Annotated in this window: 8 protein-coding genes; 6 read left to right on the forward strand and 2 right to left on the reverse strand. The window is 51.0% G+C overall.

The window, feature by feature from the left end; all coding sequences use genetic code 11:
* The first annotated feature begins 52 nt into the window (after nt 1–52).
* The 4 genes from HPT30_RS24490 to HPT30_RS24505 all read left to right on the forward strand — a co-directional run bounded on the left by HPT30_RS24490 (nt 53) and on the right by HPT30_RS24505 (nt 9,284).
* Nucleotides 53–2,407, forward strand: coding sequence for a YhgE/Pip family protein (locus tag HPT30_RS24490; protein WP_175373924.1), 2,355 nt, complete (start codon nt 53–55; stop codon nt 2,405–2,407).
* Nucleotides 2,408–2,781: 374 nt separating this feature from the next.
* Nucleotides 2,782–7,377: a glutamate synthase large subunit gene (gene gltB / locus HPT30_RS24495; RefSeq protein WP_175373925.1), complete on the forward strand. Its 4,596-nt coding sequence runs from the start codon at nt 2,782–2,784 to the stop codon at nt 7,375–7,377.
* 202 nt (nt 7,378–7,579) lie between these two features.
* Nucleotides 7,580–8,503 carry an ABC transporter ATP-binding protein gene (locus tag HPT30_RS24500; protein ID WP_175373926.1) on the forward strand — a complete coding sequence of 308 codons (924 nt, stop codon included), beginning with the start codon at nt 7,580–7,582 and terminating at the stop codon, nt 8,501–8,503.
* Complete coding sequence (locus tag HPT30_RS24505; protein ID WP_175373927.1) at nt 8,496–9,284, forward strand: ABC transporter permease; 789 nt, start codon at nt 8,496–8,498, stop codon at nt 9,282–9,284. Before HPT30_RS24500 ends, HPT30_RS24505 begins: the two co-directional genes overlap by 8 nt.
* A 10-nt stretch (nt 9,285–9,294) precedes the next feature.
* Here HPT30_RS24505 and HPT30_RS24510 read toward each other — a convergent pair whose 3' ends face one another.
* Nucleotides 9,295–9,741, reverse strand: coding sequence for a bactofilin family protein (locus tag HPT30_RS24510; RefSeq protein ID WP_175373928.1), 447 nt, complete (start codon nt 9,739–9,741; stop codon nt 9,295–9,297).
* Between the two features lie 39 nt (nt 9,742–9,780).
* Nucleotides 9,781–11,082 carry a M23 family metallopeptidase gene (locus HPT30_RS30500; RefSeq protein WP_281364533.1) on the reverse strand — a complete coding sequence of 434 codons (1,302 nt, stop codon included), beginning with the start codon at nt 11,080–11,082 and terminating at the stop codon, nt 9,781–9,783.
* A gap of 199 nt (nt 11,083–11,281) precedes the next feature.
* Between HPT30_RS30500 and cls the strand changes: the two genes are divergently transcribed.
* Complete coding sequence (cls, locus tag HPT30_RS24520; RefSeq protein WP_175373929.1) at nt 11,282–12,712, forward strand: cardiolipin synthase; 1,431 nt, start codon at nt 11,282–11,284, stop codon at nt 12,710–12,712.
* A 162-nt stretch (nt 12,713–12,874) separates the two neighbouring features.
* Nucleotides 12,875–13,777: a YitT family protein gene (locus tag HPT30_RS24525; RefSeq protein ID WP_066377412.1), complete on the forward strand. Its 903-nt coding sequence runs from the start codon at nt 12,875–12,877 to the stop codon at nt 13,775–13,777.
* Nucleotides 13,778–13,925 lie beyond the last annotated feature (148 nt).

Below are 13,925 nucleotides of genomic sequence, written 5' to 3' on the forward strand. Positions count from 1 at the left end.
AACACAACAAACACATTTAAAAAGAGCATATGTTCAAAAGGAGAGAACCAGAATGAAATCATTATCCGTGTTTATCAAGGACCTTGGTGCGGCTCTTAGAAATCCTAAGTTGCTGATCCCGATCATAGTTGTCCTCTTCATTCCGGTGATGTATAGCGGATTGTTCCTGAAGGCATTCTGGGACCCGTACGGCAAAATGAATGAACTGCCGGTCGCCGTGGTGAATCAAGATAAGGGCGCCAATTATGAAGGAAAAAAATTGACAGCCGGCAGTGACATGATAGAAGTACTTAAGGAGACGGATGGCTTTCAGTGGAATTTTGTAAGTCGTGAAGAAGCTGACGCCGGTCTTAAGAACAACAAGTACTACATGTCCATTATCGTACCTGAGGATTTCTCCGAAAAGGCAACAACGCTGCTGGATAAAAATCCGCAGCCGGCCAAAATTATTTATGAGCCGAATGAAGGCTACAACTTCCTGGCTGGACAAATCGGGGGAACGGCCGTGAAGGAAATCAAGGCGAAAGTATCTGCTAAGATTACCGAAGCTTATACTGAATCCGTCTTTGATAAAATCACTGAAATCTCCAGCGGTCTTGGTGACGCAGGAGAGGGAGCGGGCAAGATTGCCGACGGCGCAGGCAAGCTGGATGACGGCGCGCTAAAATTGAAAGAGAACCTGCTGGTGCTGACCGATGGCACAGGCAAATTGAAAGATGGCGTAGAGCCTCTGACTAAAGGCGTCACTGATCTGAACACTGGTGCAGCTGCCCTGGAATCAGGCACAAGCACATTGGCTGGCGGATTGCAGCAGCTGTCCGCTGCACAGAAGCAGCTTCAAGACGGCTTGAACCAAAGCTCGTCCGGTAGCAAGCAACTCAGCACCGGTCTCCAGCAGGCCGTTACTGGTACAACGAAGTTGCAAGAAGGAACAAAGGCCGCTGTAGACGGCACAAGCAAGCTGCAAGCAGGCGCACAATCCCTGGTTGACGGCAGCAGCAAGCTGCAGGCGGGATTGAACTCCTCTACAGAAGGCAGCGCGCAGTTGGAAGCCGGTCTGAAGGCTTCCGCAGAAGGCAGCGCCAAAGTCACTGAAGGCGCAAAAGCAGTATCTGACGGCCTGCAACAGCTGGCCCAGTCGAATCCGCAGCTTGCGGAGAATCCGGCAGTGCAAAAGCTGCTCGCCGCTAGTAAAGCGGTCGCTGACGGCAACGCACAGCTTCAGCAAAGCCAGCAGCAGCTGGCACAGGGCGCAAGCGCCCTGCACAGCGGCCAAGAACAGCTCGCCCAAGGTGCGGCGCAGCTGAACGCGGGCTCGCAGCAGCTGGCAGGCGGCGTAAGCCAACTGCATGACGGTGCCAAGCAGCTGAACGCAGGCAGCACACAGCTGCTGCAAGGACAGCAGAAGCTGGCGCAAGGCGCTTCTGCGCTGGCAGCGGGCGGCGATAAGCTGACCGCTGGTATGAAGCAGTTTGGCGAGAAGCTGAGTGAAGCAGCAGCCGGCGGCAGCAAGCTGGCCGATGGCGGCAAAGCGCTGGGCGCAGGTACTTCGAAGCTTCTGAACGGAGTTGGCGAGCTGGGTAACGGCATCAGCGCTGTAGCAGATGGCTCCAAGAAGCTGGCCGACGGTGCCGGGGAACTTAAGAACGGGATGGCTGATCTGAAATCCGGTTCCAATGAACTGGCTACCAAACTGGATGATGCTGCGGAGAAGACAAGTGCCGTGAGCAAAACAGATGCTATGGTTCAAATGTTTGCTGAGCCTGTAGTTATCGAAGATCATGCAATCAACAAAGTACCTAACTATGGTACAGGTTTTGCACCATACTTCCTGTCGCTTGGTCTTTTCGTAGGGGCACTAATCTGCACGCTGGTTATTCCTACGCGTGAATCGGAGGTTGCAGAAGCAACCCGGTTCAACCGTTTTATCAGCCGCACACTGACATTCTCGATGATGAGTCTGCTTCAGTCGTTGATGGCGGCTATGATTGTCCTGTATGGCCTGGGTCTGGAAGTACAGAGTGTACCTCTGTTCTATCTGTTCACTTTCATCACAAGTCTTGCCTACATGATGATTATCCAGGCGCTTGTAACCTGGCTGGCTAACCCGGGTCGTTTCATTGTCATTGTCATTCTGATCTTCCAATTGACAACAAGCGCCGGTACCTTCCCGCTGGAATTGATTCCAGACTGGATGCAGTTCTTTAACCCGATACTGCCAATGACATACAGTGTCGCTGGATTAAAGGCAGTGATCTCTACCGGAGATTACAGTGCAATGTGGGGCGATATGGGAAGACTTGCTATCTATGGCGTGATCTTCATGCTGCTTACCCTCGCTTACTTCATGACACGCAGCCAGGATAATGAAATGGCTTTGAAGAATGAAAAAGTATTAACTGTATAATTGGTAAGCTGTTTAGGTTTGGCCTATACAACAAGAAGCGCTCCCATGTGGAGCGCTTCTTGCGCATTCAGAAGTGACATTTTTCGTTAAAAAAGAGCTAGTTTAGAAAAATTTATGAAACATTTTTCAGTGCGAAAAAAATAATGCAAAGAATATGTATTACTCTACATGGAAATGCAAATAAATCTTTGGTTAAGTAAAGCTGTACAGCAAAAACTATAGTTATCAACATCATAAAAAACTATAATTTGCCCAGCATAAACCCCGGTGATACACTAGTAAAACCAAATCACCGCGGAATAATTATTTAGATTTTTAATATGTTGAATTTTCTCGAGATACCGCCCCACTTTATTATAGAAAGGTTGCGTAAGATGAGACACACTGAACTGCCCCGCAAACAGGGCCTGTATGATCCCCAGTTCGAAAAAGATGCTTGCGGCATGGGATTTGTCGCCCATATTAAAGGCGTACCGTCCCATGAAATCGTAAGCAATGCTTTGACCATGCTCATTAACATGGAGCATCGGGGAGGCCAGGGAAGCGAGCCGAACTCCGGTGACGGAGCCGGCATTATGCTGCAAATCCCGCATCGTTTCTTTGCCTTAGAAGCCAAGAAGCTTGGCTTTGAACTGCCTGAGCAAGGCCATTATGGCGTGGGTATGATCTTTCTGTCTCATAACGAGGAGATCAGAGCCCGCCATGAGGCTCTCTTAAGCGAGATTATTGCCGAAGAAGGCCAAAAGGTGCTCGGCTACCGCGACGTACCTACTTTTGACGAGATGCTGGGTAAGACGGCTAAAGCCGCCAAGCCTTATGTGCGTCAGGTCTTTATCGGCCGTTCCGCAGCGGTATCCGACGAGCTGGCCTTCGAGCGGAAACTATACGTCATCCGCAGACGGGCTGAGCTGGCTATCCGTTACAGCGGTGCAGAAGAGGGAGAATCCTTCTATCTGCCAAGCTTATCTTGTCGCAAAATCGTTTATAAAGGAATGTTGACCACAGAGCAGGTGGGACAATTCTACCTTGATCTGCAGGATGAGAATCTGGAATCGGCAATCGCGCTGCTTCACTCCCGTTTCAGCACCAATACGTTCCCGAGCTGGGAACGCGCTCACCCGTACCGCTTCATGATTCATAACGGTGAGATTAATACGCTGCGCGGAAACGTGAACTGGATGCATGCCCGCCAATCACTGTTCAAGAGTGATGTGTTCGGCGAATCCCTCGATAAGATCAAGCCGGTCATCAATCCGGATGGTTCCGATACTGGGATGTTCGATAACACATTTGAGTTCCTGTACCTGAGCGGCCGCTCGTTGCCGCAGGTAGCCATGATGATGGTACCTGAGCCTTGGAACAACCATGACACCATGGATGAGCAGAAGAAAGCATTCTATCAATACCATAGCACCCTGATGGAGCCTTGGGACGGACCGGCTGCAATGGGCTTCACTGACGGTGTGCAGATCGGTGCTATGCTTGACCGTAACGGATTGCGTCCTGCGCGTTACTACGTTACAAAAGACGATAAGATTATCCTGTCTTCTGAAGCCGGCGTACTGGATATCCCGGCAGAGAACGTGCTGTACAAGGATCGTCTGAAGCCAGGCCGCATGCTGCTCGTGGATACGAGGGAAGGCCGCATCATTTCCGATGAGGAAGTGAAGGCAGCCATCGTCTCTGAACGCCCTTATCGTGAATGGCTGGATGAGCATCTGATTAGCCTCGATGAGCTTCCGGATGCGCCGGAGCTTCCTAATCCGAAGCATGACAATGTACTCCAATTGCAGCAGTCGTTCGGCTATACGTTTGAGGATCTGCGTAAGGTGCTTGAGCCAATGGCATCCACCGGCGCAGAAGCTGTTACCTCTATGGGTTACGATGCTCCGCTTGCGGTGCTGTCTGACCGACCACAGCGTCTGTACAATTACTTCAAGCAAATGTTTGCCCAAGTAACGAATCCGCCGATTGATGCGATTCGTGAAGAGCTGGTCACTTCCACGACGACTACGATCGGTCCTGAGCGCAACTTGCTGAAGCCGGAACCGGAAAGCTGTCGGCAAATCTCCCTGGAGACACCGATCTTGTCCAATGAAGACTTTGCCAAGGTTCGCCATGTTCGCCGTGCAGGCTTCAAGTCGATGACCATTCCGATTCTGTTCCCGGCGGAGCTGGGCGCCGAAGGCATGCGTATCGCGATTGACCGGCTGGCTGAGGCGGCAGACCGCGTTATCGCCAAGGGCCACAACATTCTGATTCTGTCCGACCGCGGTGTGGACCGTGAGAATGCAGCGATTCCGGCCCTGCTGGCCGTAGCAAGTCTGCATCACCATCTGATCCGCCAAGGCACCCGGACCAAGGTTAGCATCCTGCTGGAATCCGGTGAGCCGCGTGAAGTGCACCATTATGCACTGTTGCTCGGCTATGGCGTCAGTGCGGTGAACCCTTATCTGGCGTTCGAGAGTCTGGACGATATGATCAGCCAAGGCTTGCTGCGCGGCATCTCGCATGCTAAGGCCGTGAAGAACTATATCAAAGCTGCGACGAAGAGCGTAGTTAAAATACTGTCCAAGATGGGGATTTCGACCATCCAGTCTTACCGTGGCGCGCAAATCTTTGAAGCTGTCGGTCTGAATTCCGATTTCGTGGATCGTTACTTCACCTGGACGCCTTCCCGCATCGGCGGTATTGGCCTTGAGGAAGTGGCCGCGGAAGCACTGGCTCATCATCACCGGGCCTTCACTGAGAAGGACGGGAATGACAAGGTGCTGGATTCCGGCGGTGACTACCAATGGCGCAGCGACGGGGAAGAGCATTTGTTCAACCCGCAGACTATTCACCTTCTCCAGCACTCTGTGCGTAGTGGTGACTATAAGATGTACAAGAAATATGCTGCGCTTGTTCAAGGCGAGAGTGAGAAGCATTTGACCCTCCGGTCTCTGCTGGAGTTCAACTCCCCTTATGAGCCGGTTCCGCTGGAAGAGGTCGAATCCGTAGAATCGATCATGAAACGCTTTAAGACGGGTGCGATGTCCTTCGGTTCGATCAGTAAGGAAGCGCATGAGACTTTGGCTATCGCGATGAACCGCATTGGCGGCAAGAGCAACACCGGTGAGGGCGGTGAAGACCCGGCACGTTACATTCCTGACAGCAACGGTGATTCCCGTCGTAGTGCGATTAAGCAGGTCGCTTCAGGACGCTTCGGGGTTACCTCGAACTATCTGGTGAATGCCGATGAGATTCAGATCAAGATGGCGCAAGGCGCGAAGCCGGGTGAAGGCGGACAGCTTCCGGGGCGCAAGGTGTATCCTTGGGTTGCCGAGGTTCGTGGCTCCACTGCAGGTGTAGGTTTGATCTCGCCGCCGCCTCACCATGACATCTACTCTATCGAGGATTTGGCGGAGCTGATCTACGATCTGAAGAATGCTAATCCACGTGCAAATATCAACGTGAAGCTGGTCTCCGAAGTGGGCGTAGGAACGATTGCAGCTGGAGTAGCCAAAGGCCGGGCCGATATTATTCTGGTCAGCGGTTATGATGGCGGTACAGGCGCTTCGCCGATGAACTCGATCCGTCATGCCGGTCTCCCATGGGAGCTTGGTCTTGCTGAAACGCACCAGACGCTGATTCTGAACAATCTGCGTGACCGTGTAGTGCTGGAGACGGACGGCAAAATGCTTAGCGGACGTGACCTTGCTGTAGCGGTTCTGCTAGGTGCAGAAGAGTACGGCTTCTCGACAGCGCCTCTGGTGGCTGTTGGCTGTATCATGATGCGTGTATGCCAAATGGATACTTGCCCGGTAGGTGTAGCCACCCAGAACCCTGATCTGCGTAAGAATTTCACAGGTGACCCGCATCATGTGGTTAACTTCATGAATTTCGTAGCACAGGATCTGCGTGAAATCATGGCTGAGCTTGGTTTCCGTACCATTGAAGAGATGGTGGGACGTACCGATTGTCTCGATGCTGTGAAGGCTTCGTACCACTGGAAGAAGAAGGGTGTTGACCTTAGCAGCCTGCTTCATACACCAGAGCTTCCAGAAGGCAGCACGCGCTTCCGCAGCCAGTATCAGAACCATGGCCTGGATGAAACACTCGATGTCTCCAAGCTGCTTGAACTGGCAGCTCCGGCACTCGAGAATGGTACTGTAGTTGAAGCCTCCTTGCCGATTACGAACGTGAACCGTGCAGTAGGTACGATCCTGGGTAGTGAGCTGACCCGTAAATACGGAGCGGCGGGTCTGCCGGAAGATACGATTCGTCTTCACTTCTCCGGTTCTGCCGGTCAAAGTTTGGGAGCGTTTGTGCCGAAGGGGATCACGATTACTGTTGAAGGGGACTCCAATGACTATGTCGGCAAGGGATTGTCCGGTGGTAAGCTGATCATCAAGCCGTCACCGCAAGCTACCTTTGCAGCTGAGGATAATATCATCATCGGAAATACGGCATTGTACGGAGCTACTAGCGGGGAAGCCTATATCAACGGAATCGCCGGTGAACGCTTCGCGGTCCGTAACTCCGGAGCGAATGTAGTGGTTGAAGGCGTAGGTGACCATGGTTGTGAATACATGACCGGCGGGCGTGTAGTTGTCCTGGGTGAGACTGGACGCAACTTCGCTGCTGGAATGTCGGGCGGTATTGCCTATGTCTACGATCCGGACAATAGCTTCATCCAGCGCTGCAACCTGGAGATGGTTCTGCTGGAACGGGTAGAAGAGCCTGAGGAAGCTGAGGAATTGTTCAATCTGATCTCCCGTCATAATGAGCTGACAGGTAGTGCGATTGGTGCACGGGTTCTTGAGCAATGGAATGACAATCTGCCGCAGTTTGTTCGTGTCATTCCGAAGGATTACAAACGGATGATGCAACAGATTCGCAAGGTGGAGCAGACCGGCTTGTCCGGGGAAGCTGCTCTGATGGCCGCTTTTGAAGCCAATATGCGTGAGCTTGCCCGTGTAGGCGGTTAAGGGGAATGCAGGTCACTGCAACTGCAATGATGAAATAAATAATAGAGGGATTTGGTCCTGCTCCGCAGTGCAGGAGGGGCCAAATCCCTTTTTTTATAATTTCATATCATATTACATTTTTAGGAAAAATGGGATATGTGGTACACTGGAATGGTTAATTAGAAAAGAAAAGGTATTTCTATACGAGAGAGGAAGTGAGACTATGCTGACGACAGAACTTGCCGAACCGGTTGCCAGGCTACAGGGTGTGACCAAAAAAATCGGCTCTAAGACGCTGGTAAGCGATCTGACACTGGATATCCCGGCAGGCCAGATTTTCGGTTTTCTGGGGCCGAATGGCGCTGGTAAAACCACTACGATTCGCATGATGGTAGGCTTAATTTCGATCAGCCGGGGAGATATTTTGATCTGCGGCCGGAGCATTAAAGATCATTTTGAAGAAGCGGTGTCCCATGTCGGTGCTATCGTTGAGAATCCAGAGATGTACAAGTTCCTGACCGGATATCAGAACCTCCGCCAATATGCGAGAATGGTAAGCGGCGTAACGAAGCAGCGGATTGATGAGGTAATAAAGCTGGTAGGGCTGGATAACCGAATTCATGATAAGGTGAAAACTTACTCCCTGGGAATGCGGCAACGGCTGGGTGTGGCTCAGGCGCTGCTGCATCGGCCGAAACTGCTGATTTTGGACGAGCCTACTAACGGACTAGATCCTCAGGGCATCCGCGAGCTGCGGGATTACCTTCGCCGGTTATGCCAGCAGGAGGGGACGACGGTTTTCGTATCGAGCCATTTGCTCTCCGAGATGGAGCTGATGTGTGATAGTGTGGCCATTATTCAAAATGGCCGGCTGGTGGATGTTAGACAGCTGAAGAATATAGGCGATACAGTGGTAGCGGCGGCGGAAACCTTGTTCGAAGTGGATCAGGCGGAAACTGCAATGGCCTTGATTGGCCGGGGGATTGTGAAGGAGGGAGGCCTTGTGCTGGAAGTAACACGCGAGGAAATTCCGGCCTTGAACGAGCTGCTGGTCAACGGTGGGGTTAAGGTGTACGGGATCAGGGCCTTGTCCCGTTCGCTGGAAGATCAATTCTTGGAAATGACCGGAGGTGAAGGCATTGGGTAAATTCTCGGGGCTCATACATAATGAGAATATCAAAATCTACAGCAGAGCACGTACCTGGGTGATGCTGTTGATTCTGGCAGTCATGAGTGCGCTGATGCCAGTGTTGTTCTACTTCTCAGCTAGTGACAAGAGTCATCTCATGGGGCTTTGGGAGACCTTCCAAATGACTGTGAGTGTGGCCTTTTTCCTGAATACAATATTTACAGTTGTTGTGGCCTCAGACTCCATAGCGGGCGAATTCTCCTGGGGGACCATCAAGCTGTTATTGATTCGCCCGTGGAGCCGTTCTAAAATACTGCTATCCAAATACATTTCCATGGTGTTATTCAGTCTGCTAAGTACAGTGGTGCTGATTGCGTTTGGTCTGGGCTCTGCATACCTGTTCTCTTCTCAAACGGGAGACGTTATGACTTCCCTGACGGGCTGGAGTCCTTCAGCCTATTCCTTTATGGATTTGTTGTTCCGTTATGTTGAGCTGTTCTTGACCGCGACGCTGGCCTTTATGGTATCCAGTGTATTCCGGGCCAGCGGCCTGGCTATCGGTCTATCGTTGTTTATTATATTTGCCAAAAATCTGATTGTGATCATCTTCAACCCAGACCGATATGAGTGGGCGAAGTATCTGCTGTTTACCCACATGGACCTGCGGGTATATCTGTCTTCGGATACTGGTCCCGGAGGAGTCACACTAGGCTTCTCGATTGCCGTGCTGGCTGCGTATTATTTGCTGTTCCTGCTGATCTCCTGGATTGTGTTCCGCAAGCGGGATGTAGCGGCTTAGGCCCAAGCGATCATCCAGCTTCACGTGCATTCTGCGCTTTGGCAGCACGTGCGGCGGCCTTGTCCGGCTTTGCCTGCTGTTCTTGCCCGCCCGCTGATTCCGGGGCGGGCTGTTTCATGTCTACCGAGCCGTTCAAGAGGCTGCCTTCCATAATGTTAAGCGTGGCGGCTGAAATATTGCCATGCAGCTGGCCACTGCCCGTCATGATGAGCCTGCGGTTCGCGGTGACATCACCGTATACTTTTCCGGCAATAATAACCTCCTCCGCAGTAATGCTGGAGCGAACAGTTCCCTGTTCGCCCACAGTGACTGTACCGCTGCACTCAATCTCTCCGCTGAAGGTCCCTTCAATCCGTAAATTGGTGTCGCAATGTACCTTTCCTTCCAGGGTGCCTCCGTGCCCGATCAATGAATCCGTAGCCTTGATGGGTGTAGCTTTTCCTCGTTTGTTCCACATTTTATTTCCTCCCATTCCATATGGCCTGAATACACAGTTTTAAGGTTTTACATAGGTCAGCGGGTTCACCGGGCTGTTCTGTTTGACTACTTGAAAGTGAAGGTGGGGACCGGTGCTGCGTCCGGTACTGCCTACCAGTCCGATTTTTTGTCCCTTGGCTACTTTCTCTCCAGGAGAGACGTTCATTCCGCTAAGATGCATATACCATGTTTCCAATCCGTTCGGGTGTTTGACGACAATATATTTGCCTCTGGCGCTCTGCTGATCCACCGCAACAACTTCGCCGGAGAGGGCTGCAAAGACGGGATCTCCGGTTTTAGCCGCGATGTCGATCCCGGAATGGAAGGCAGATACACTTTTGAAAGGATCAGAGCGGTAGCCGAAATTTGAGGAGATGACTTTGGAGAGCGTCGGCCACGTTACCCCAGAATCCAGTTTTTGCTTCTGGGCCTCCACTTGTTTGGCTTGTTTCTGAGCGGCTTGGGTACTGGCTTCTTTAGCCTGATGAATGGTATTGGAGATCCGGCCCAGCATTTCATCCAGGATACTGTGAATTTCCTCGAAATCATCCTTGGTATCCTCTATCAGCTGAAAAGGATCATTCTGGTGCACGGCGATATATTCACCGCCTACCTGTGGGGTTACCGTATCGCCAATGATGCCGCTCATGGCTCCGATCCGGAAACGGATAGCGGTGGAAGCGGGTGAATTAGCAGGCTCCGGTACGAAAATTACAGAGGATGCTGTAGTAGTGGATGAATCCTCTTGCCGACTGCCCGCTGTCTTACTGACCGAGTTGGCAGTAGCCTTGGATGCAGAGCTGAGATTAACTGCAGCTGAGGCAGAGCTTCCTTTGCTCGCAGTAGCAGCAGAGGAAGAATTCGCATTGGAAGCAACAGAATTATCCTTATTCATCCCAGAACGACTCCCTGAGGCTGCTGCGGACGGTGCACCAGCTGGCGTAGTTTTCTCTTTGTCCAGAAGGGACTGCAGTTGCTTCTCCAGTTCACTTACATTCTTTAACCGGTCCCTGATATTCTCAGCTTCCTCCGACAATTCCGCGACCTGACTGCGCAGGTGGAGTAATGTCTGGTCTTTGTCCGCGACCTGCATTTCCATACGAAGATTGTTCAAGGACAGCGCAGCAGCTTCTGCTTCCAGTTCGGCAATCGACTTCGATGCATGAAAATGCATGGAGGTGACCAGACTGGAGATAGATAGAGCGGCTGCAGCCGGCAGGGCCAACGCCATCGGCCTGGATAGCTGAAGCTGTCGGACCGGACGCCCGGCATCCCGGACAACGAGCAGTGTAATCCCGCTCTTATCTGGCTGACTTTTCATAGCGTCTCCTTCCTGCGGCTTTAGGCAGCCGCTCCTGTATTGCTGCGGGCAGGCAATGGAACGTTCCGCAGTTCTATCCGATTTGTCCTATTACTCTATGTATTCCATATCTTTCGGGAACATGACAATGGTTTGTTGAAAAAAAGAAGAGCTTTGGCCGCATTGGCTATGCTCTAATTACTGAGGGGGAGTCGGCTGTATGAAGGTGCTTGCCATAATTCTAGTTCTCTTTATTGTTCAGCTGGCTGTAATTCTGCTGCTTGAATTTAGGCGCCCGCAGCGGGCAGTAGCCTGGATGTTCCTCACTTTTTGCTGCCCCCCGTTAGGGTTGCTTTTCTATTATGCGTTAGGGCGCGATTTTCGGAGAAAAAGCTCATTGAGCCGGAAGTGCATTACCCGGCAGCCTGAAATACACGCTCATGTCTCCGGCAAAAGCCGTGTAGTCAAAAAGCTGGAGGAATGCGGGAACCCGGAGTTCGCCCAGCAAAGAGAGCTGTTATCTCTGCTTTCTGGACTGTCGAAAAGCCCAATTACGGGCTGTAATACCACTCGGCTGCTTTCCAGCACAGAGGAAGCATATACCTCCATGCTGGAAGCGATGGAAGAAGCCCGTGAGCATATTCATATGGAATTCTATATCTTTCGGGACGATGAGATCGGGGATCGGTTCCAGGATGTGATGATTCGCAAAGCCCGGCAAGGGGTTAAGGTGCGCCTGCTGTGTGATGGGATGGGCAGTCATGCCCTAAGCCGCAGATATATCCAGACGCTGCGCAGGGCCGGTGTCGAGGTGCATTTCTTTTTGCCGCCACTGCTTTCGCTGCTGGAAGGACGCTTCAATTATCGCAACCACCGTAAACTCTTGATCATAGATGGATTAGTGGGGTTTACCGGCGGGATGAATGTGGGGGACGAGTATCTCGGCCGGGATCCCAAAATAGGCTACTGGCGCGACACACAGCTGCGTCTGGAGGGGGACGCTGTTTATTTTATACAATACGTCTTCTTAAAGGACTGGAAGCTGGCCTCCGGTGAAGGAGTAAGCCATCCCCGTCTGTTTCCGGTTCATGCCTGCGCGGGGGAGGAGTCGGTGAAGATTGTGCCGAGTGGACCAGATGGTCAAATGGATGCCTCGCAAGAGATGTATTTTGGAGCCCTGTGCGCTGCGAAGAGCCGGATTTGGATTTCCACGCCATACTTTATTCCCGATCCCGCCATTTGCCGGGCGCTGAAGAGTGCAGTGCTCAAAGGGGTTGATGTCAGGATTGTTATCCCGGCGAAGCCAGACAACTGGGTAGTTTATTATGCATCCTTGTCTTATTTGGAGAATCTGCAGGATGCAGGCGTGAAATTCTACCGCTATACCAAGGGGTTCATGCATGCCAAAATCATGGTAGCCGACGAATTGCTGGCTGCGGTGGGCAGCGTAAACCTTGATATGCGGAGCTTCTACTCCAATTTTGAGCTGACAGCAGTGCTGCTGGATCTTAAAGCTATATCAGCGGTTGCAGATGGATTTCAGCGGGATTTGAAGCACAGTGAGTTCATAAATCCGGAGCAATTTAGAGAGAGAGGCCGGCTTGTCAAGCTGGGTGAGGGTATTTGTCAGTTGTTATCACCACTTCTATGACAGGAAAAGTGACAAACAACAAAATTCTTGAACGTTTTTTACATGAAGCATTCATTATGGAACGTTTATTTATGATATAATAAAGTGTACAAATCAGAAATGTAAGAGATGAATCTCATAACTTATGTTTCAAAATTATACTGTAATTGTAGGGGGAGTTCTATGAATGTGAGTCAAGAACTGTTTGCGAAAGAAGGCAGACCACAAAAGTCCGGAGCAATCAAGACGGCGAAGCTCGCGCAACGAGTTGTTATGCTGGCCATAGGGGCAGCGATGATGTCGGTTGCACTGGAGATATTCCTTGTACCGAATCAGATGATTGACGGTGGTATTACAGGGATCTCGATCATGCTGTCGCATATCTTTGATATTCCCCTCGGTATTCTGTTGACGCTGCTTAACCTCCCATTTCTGGTGATCGGCTATAAGCAAATCGGTAAAACGTTCGCTTTGTCCACTTTATTTGCCGTAGTCCTGATGTCCATAGGAACCCAGCTGCTGCATCCTGTGAAACCTTTCACCTCGGATCCACTACTGGCTGCCGTCTTTGGCGGTATCATTCTGGGCGTAGGCGTCGGGCTGGTTGTCCGTTACGGTGGATCGCTTGATGGTACGGAAATAGTGGCGATTCTGGTTGCCAAGAGATTACCGTTTTCTGTAGGCGAAGTTGTAATGTTCTTTAACTTGTTTATTCTATCGGGTGCAGGCTTTGTGTTCGGCTGGAATAATGCAATGTTCTCACTTATTGCCTATTATATAGCGTTCAAATTGATTGATATTACACTTGAAGGTCTAGATCAGTCGAAGTCGGTATGGATTATCAGCGAGAAATTCCGTGATATCGGAGAAGCGCTGACAGAGCGCCTTGGGCGTGGTGTTACTTATTTGGATGGAGAAGGCGGTTTCTCCGGCGAGAACAAGAAAGTGATCTTTGTTGTTATTACTCGTCTGGAAGAAGCTAAGCTGAAAGCCATTGTAGAGGATTGGGATTCTGACGCATTCGTTGCGATCGGTAATATCCATGATGTCAAGGGTGGACGCTTTAAGAAAAAATCCATCCATTAGCGAAGCTCGGGTGCGGGCTTTAACTCACTGAAAGAAGGTATATTTACGAACGATCGCTCAATAAATACGGCGGAACCATCTTTATGTGCCGTATTCTTATATAGAATACCTTCTAGATTTTTTATTAAAGGCATGAGAAAAAGCGCAA

Origin of the sequence: Paenibacillus agri, assembly GCF_013359945.1 — a bacterium.
GTDB classification, from domain to species: Bacteria; Bacillota; Bacilli; order Paenibacillales; family Paenibacillaceae; genus Paenibacillus_AQ; species Paenibacillus_AQ agri.

What these genes read in the sequence shown, in the direction of transcription:
- gltB (WP_175373925.1), top strand. Translation starts at nt 2,782, where the DNA reads ATGAGACACACTGAACTGCCCCGCAAACAGGGCCTGTATGATCCCCAG.
- cls (WP_175373929.1), top strand. Translation starts at nt 11,282, where the DNA reads ATGAAGGTGCTTGCCATAATTCTAGTTCTCTTTATTGTTCAGCTGGCT.
- HPT30_RS24510 (WP_175373928.1), bottom strand. Translation starts at nt 9,741, where the DNA reads ATGTGGAACAAACGAGGAAAAGCTACACCCATCAAGGCTACGGATTCA.
- HPT30_RS30500 (WP_281364533.1), bottom strand. Translation starts at nt 11,082, where the DNA reads ATGAAAAGTCAGCCAGATAAGAGCGGGATTACACTGCTCGTTGTCCGG.
- HPT30_RS24525 (WP_066377412.1), top strand. Translation starts at nt 12,875, where the DNA reads ATGAATGTGAGTCAAGAACTGTTTGCGAAAGAAGGCAGACCACAAAAG.
- HPT30_RS24490 (WP_175373924.1), top strand. Translation starts at nt 53, where the DNA reads ATGAAATCATTATCCGTGTTTATCAAGGACCTTGGTGCGGCTCTTAGA.
- HPT30_RS24500 (WP_175373926.1), top strand. Translation starts at nt 7,580, where the DNA reads ATGCTGACGACAGAACTTGCCGAACCGGTTGCCAGGCTACAGGGTGTG.